We start from the raw sequence: 4,990 nt of genomic DNA, 5'->3' as shown, positions 1-4,990 counted from the left end.
GCCGTGGGGCGGCATTCCATCGTTCGGGACGGTGCCGCGCTCCCACCGATTCGTCGACAGCGGAGCGGGGTGGGCGGCGGTGGGCCGGGGTGAGGGGCCCGAGTCGCGTTCGTGCCGCCGCGAGCCGAATCGGAAACGCCGGGTGAGGGGATGAGGACCGCAGATCGGGTGTAGGGAGTGCGCTCGCTTTGCGGGGAGCGCCGCATCCGCTAGGTCTTCGCGGCTCGGACCCGAAAGCGCTGCGGTCGCGGCGTGCGGACGTCACGAAAGCTTGAACGGGATGCGCCGAGCCGGGGAAATACGATTCGACAATGACCTTTTCGACATGAAAAGTCTCTTCGGTAAACACCGCCACGGCCACGATGATGACAAGCAGGACCGGCGCGCCCCATTTCACGATAGACCAGCGCATCATCGCCTACACATGCTTGTCGAACCAGGACAGGATATCGGCTGGCTGTCTGCCGATGAAATCGTAGGCGGCGAAGCGGTTCTTTTCGATCTCCAACCAGCGCATCTCTTTTTCCACGGTCAGTTCGTCAAAGTAGGCTTGGACCATGTCCAGATTGGTCCAAGGATCCTTCTTGTTCTGGACCAGCAGAGTCGGCACGACGATCTTTGCGGCGTCGGGAAGAAAGCATCTGTCATTGAGATCGAAGCCAAGCCGGCTCGTCGTCACCTTCGCGCCGGCACGTTGCAAAAAGCCGGGCATGCCCAAAGCATCGACAAAATAGGTGTAAAGGAGGGGCTGAACCGCGATCAACGCCTTGACGTTGGCATAGTTCTGCAGACCGTTTTCCATGCCGTACGCGTAGGTTGTCGCGGCGGCGCCCATGCAGATGCTCAAAAGACCGACACGCGCGTCCTGAAACTCCGCGCGGCCGCTGGTGATGTAGTCGACGGCCGCGATCACGTCTTTCGCTTCCTCCGGGCCCCAACTGATCCAGGGGTTGGGGCCGACATCGCTCTCGCCGTGACCGCGAAAGTCGTACATCAAGACCGAATAGCCGCTATCAGCCAGGTACTTGGCCTGGCGGAGGAAGCTGATGTTCTTCTTCCACGGCTTGATCAGGCCCTTGCCGTCCGGGCAGTAGCCAGCCCGGTTGCACTGCACGCCGAAATGGCTTTGCACAATGACCTTTTCGGTTCCACCGTTGATCAGCCAGCCGCGCAAGGTGACGCCGTCGCTGCTCTTGAACGCGACGTTCTCGTAATCCAGCCCGTAGCTAGCGGGATCGTCGAACAGCGGTGACTGGTTCGACTTCACCATCATGTCCGAAATCATTCGGCCGAACATTTCGCTCGTCCCCTTCTAACAGCGGGCCGCCTTAGGCCCTGGTTGCCTCAGCACTTGGTATCAGCATGGTGGCGAGCTGATCGAGAAAGTCCTGCCGCCTGTCTTGACCCATCATGGTGGTCAGCATCTCGGCATCGCTACCGGTTGGATTGTGAATGGGCATGTCGGAGGTCGCGCATGCGTACACACGGTCCGCGACCTCTTGCGGGTCGGCAAGGCTGCCGCCCTCGTTTGCCATCTGCTCGCCGACGGCGGTGATCTGGTTGCGAACCCGGTTGGACCAGGTAGCAAGCTGCTCGTCACCGTAGTCGAGCCTTTTATCGGTGCTCTGGTCGAACCGTGTTGTCGGATAGGCGCCCGGGGCAACGGAGTAGATCCGGATGCCGAGCGGTTCGTATTCCAACGCCATTCCCTCCGTCAGGCCGATCATGGCGTGTTTCGATGCTGAGTAAACGGCATTGCCGGGTAACCCAATATGGCCGGCCATCGACGTGACGTTGATGATGGCGCCCGTTCCGGCCTCACGCATGGCCGGCAGGGCGGCGCGCATCACGTTCATCGGTCCGAAAACATTGGTCTCGAACATCGACCGGACATCCGCATCGCTCGCCTGTTCAAAGAGGCCGAAGCCACCGTAACCGGCATTGTTCACGACGACGTCGATCCTGCCGAACTTGTAGCGCCCATCATTGAAAGCCTTGGCGATGGAGTCGCGGTCGGTGACATCAAGCTTGAGAACCTGCATGCGGTCACTGTCATTGAACTCTGTCTCCCTTTCAGGCGAGCGCATCGTGGCGATGACGTTCCACCCCTCTCGCATGAACGTTTGGGCGATCAGTCTTCCGAAACCGCTGGAGCAGCCAGTGATGAGGACGGTCTGGGTCATGGTGCGTTGCCTGTCTGAGTTTACAATATTACCTTTCTTGTAAGAATGTACTTAACATTTCGACACATCTTGTCAAGTGGTCAGGCGCCAAATATGGTCTGACGGTCTGGGCTTCCGGGCGAGGGTCCCTGTTGGAATCGGATTAAATGACGGAAACAGAAGAGAAAATCATCAAAGCGGCAATCGCGGTGTTCGTGCGCTTTGGCGCCAAAAAAACGACAATGGCCGACATCGCCGAGACCGCGGAAGTGTCCCGTCAGACCGTTTACGCCCTCTTCGGCGACAAGGACGGCATGATCGTCGCGTCGATCCGGTACGTCACAGACAGGTCTCTCTCCGCCGCCCGATCGAAACTTGCCGGTGCTCCCTCCCTGTCAGAACAGCTCGACATCTACTTTGCCGAGACCGTGACCAAATCGTTCGAACTGCTTCAGACATCGGGCGACGCCGACGACCTGATCAGCGGTCACAACAAGGCTGGGAAAGCCGAAATTGAACGCTCACACCAGCGTCATAAGGAGCTCGTGTCCGAACTGCTGGCCCCCCATGACGCGGCATTCATGAAGGCTGGACAATCCTATCTCGAGCTTTCCAATTACGTCGTCACGGTCGCCATGGCACTGAAGTACGGTGCAGCCGACAGGGCGGAGTTCGACGCTCTCTTGCTGTCACTCAAAAACTCGGTGCTGTGCCTGGCGGGTTCCAACGAACCCTAGACATCTCACGAACTATAGCGGGGAGCCGTCCTTGCGGGTGAAGTCGCCGCCCTGGGCGCGCTTCAGGATCTTCATATCGATGTCAGAATAGTAACCGTCATCGTCGGCGTTGCGGGTGCCGATTTCCAGATAGACGACCGGTTCGTCGGCCTTGTTAACAAGATGATGGCCGTTCGACACACCAGCTGGAAAACCCGCGCACATGCCGGGTGCCAGGTCTGTCTCGCCGTCATCGGTGACAAGTGTTGCCGTGCCGGACAACACATAGACGAACTCGTCTTCAAGGCTATGCCAATGGCGCTGCGACGACCAGGCGCCCGGCGGCAGGGTCATGTAGTTGACACCGAAATCGTTCAGGCCAAACAGATCGCCCAGCACCTGGCGCTGGCGTTCACGACACGGCTGGTCATAGGGCGTCGGGTAACCACTGCCGGTCTTGACCGGCAATGTCGTGGCATCGACGGCGACGGGTTTCTTCTCTGACATCGGGATCTCCTGACTGCTGGAGCGGCGGCAGTCGGTGGCGAACGATAGCGTGCTTGTTAGGCGTACTCAATGACGCCTGGTTTCAGGCGGCTTCGGCGCCGTAGTATAGCGTCGCCTTGTGGGTGGCTTCGGCGAAGAACAGCCAGCGTTCCATCAGAACGCCGGCATAACCGGACGCGACGGCCAACAGGCAGGCGATAACGTCTAGAACCGGCGGCAGGATCAGCGACAGCAACACCAGAACGATCGGGATTGCATAGGCCAGCACCACCGTCAGACGCCGCAGCTTGTCGGCGTGTTTTCGCGCGATCTGGAAACCCATCTCGCGCTGGACGTAGTTGGGCGCGGTGTGCGGCGGCTCCAGCGCGCGCACATGGCCGAATTTGCCCAGCCCGGTCGCGCTGCCCGCGCTGCTTTCCGGCGCCTTGCGGTCGAGCGACCGCCAGCCTTCGACACGGATCAGCCCCGCCAGCAAAAGCGCGATAACGGTGACGATCTTGAACACGTTGATCGCCGCCCATTCGCTGCCGGCCGCGCTCACGATCAAGGTCAGAACCAGCGTGCCGGTGGCAAGCGCGGCGCTCAAGAAGATCGCCGGCGTCCAGGCGGAGTGCCAGCGTGGAATGGTCTTGAGCGAACAGTAGATCATCGCCGTCGACCACAAGGTCACGACCGCCATCAAGGCCATGATGACGCCGATCACGCCCCACGGTCCGTCGACCGCGCCATGGAAGAGCCAACCATAGGCGAAGACGAGTATCGGGATGAATGTCAGGAGCGCCATGACGCCTTCACGCGACAGCCACGACGACCGCCACTGGGTGAGCGCTCGCCAAGCCCGTTCAGGATGTCCCAGATGGAACGTCGACGAAACCAGACCGCCGATGACCAGCAGCACGCCGACGCCCAGAACCGCGATACCCAGACCCGGTGACGGCGCGATCAAGCCTGCCGGCACGGTCAGACCGACCACGAACAAAAGACCGTAGCCGGCGCCCGATAACGTCGTGAAGACGATGATGGATAGTGCGGGATGCACGGCGCGTCAGGCCGAGAGCTTGCGGTCGAGCCAGCCCAGGAAACCGCCGACCTCCGGTTCGGCCTCCAGCGCCCGGGCCGCACCTGTTTCCTTGCGCGGGCGCGGCGGCAGATACTTGTTGGTCGGCCGGCATCCGGCTTCGGGCATCAGGTCGAAACCGCCGCGCTCGGCGACCAGCTTCGAGACATCGGAACCGGGATCGGCGAGGTCGCCGAAGTGGCGGGCGCTGACCGGGCACGCCTTGACGCAGGCCGGTTGCCGGTCGGCTTCGTCCAGGTTGTCGTTATAGATGCGGTCGACGCACAGCGTGCACTTCTTCATGACGCCGTCATCGACATCCATCTCCCGCGCGCCATAGGGACAGGCCCAGGCGCATAGGCCGCAGCCGATGCAGCGATCCTCGTCGACCAGCACGATGCCGTCTTCGACGCGCTTATAGGACGCGCCTGTGGGGCAAACGGGAACGCACGGCGCGTCGGCGCAATGCAGGCACGAACGCGGGAAGTGCACGGTGCGCCCCGAAGCCCCCTCGCCCGCTTCGAAGCCATGAATGCGATTGAGCCAGG

The 4,990-nt window shown here is 61.2% G+C and carries 6 protein-coding genes; 1 reads left to right on the top strand and 5 read right to left on the bottom strand.

Annotated features, from left to right (window positions below; genetic code table 11):
• Positions 1–418 precede the first annotated feature (418 nt).
• A complete protein-coding gene (locus AAF563_25400) occupies positions 419–1,297 on the bottom strand; it encodes an alpha/beta fold hydrolase (protein MEM7124637.1) in 879 nt (292 codons plus the stop codon).
• A gap of 31 nt (positions 1,298–1,328) precedes the next feature.
• On the bottom strand, positions 1,329–2,183 hold the full coding sequence (locus AAF563_25395) for an SDR family oxidoreductase (GenBank protein MEM7124636.1): 855 nt from the start codon (positions 2,181–2,183) through the stop codon (positions 1,329–1,331).
• Positions 2,184–2,329: 146 nt separating this feature from the next.
• On the opposite strand from AAF563_25395, the gene AAF563_25390 reads away from it, so the two are divergent.
• Positions 2,330–2,899 (top strand): TetR/AcrR family transcriptional regulator, encoded by a 570-nt coding sequence (locus AAF563_25390; GenBank protein ID MEM7124635.1) that lies wholly within the window; start codon positions 2,330–2,332, stop codon positions 2,897–2,899.
• 12 nt (positions 2,900–2,911) lie between these two features.
• Here AAF563_25390 and AAF563_25385 read toward each other — a convergent pair whose 3' ends face one another.
• From AAF563_25385 to AAF563_25375, 3 genes are all read right to left on the bottom strand, one after another.
• On the bottom strand, positions 2,912–3,385 hold the full coding sequence (locus AAF563_25385) for a cupin domain-containing protein (GenBank protein ID MEM7124634.1): 474 nt from the start codon (positions 3,383–3,385) through the stop codon (positions 2,912–2,914).
• Between the two features lie 82 nt (positions 3,386–3,467).
• Positions 3,468–4,424 carry a DmsC/YnfH family molybdoenzyme membrane anchor subunit gene (locus AAF563_25380; protein ID MEM7124633.1) on the bottom strand — a complete coding sequence of 319 codons (957 nt, stop codon included), beginning with the start codon at positions 4,422–4,424 and terminating at the stop codon, positions 3,468–3,470.
• A gap of 6 nt (positions 4,425–4,430) precedes the next feature.
• A partial coding sequence (locus tag AAF563_25375) for a 4Fe-4S dicluster domain-containing protein (GenBank protein MEM7124632.1) occupies positions 4,431–4,990 on the bottom strand: 560 nt, incomplete at its 5' end.

The sequence above is a fragment of the Pseudomonadota bacterium genome, from assembly GCA_039028155.1.
Classification (GTDB): Bacteria; Pseudomonadota; Alphaproteobacteria; order SP197; family SP197; genus JANQGO01.
This window is presented reverse-complemented; position numbering and strand designations above follow the sequence as displayed.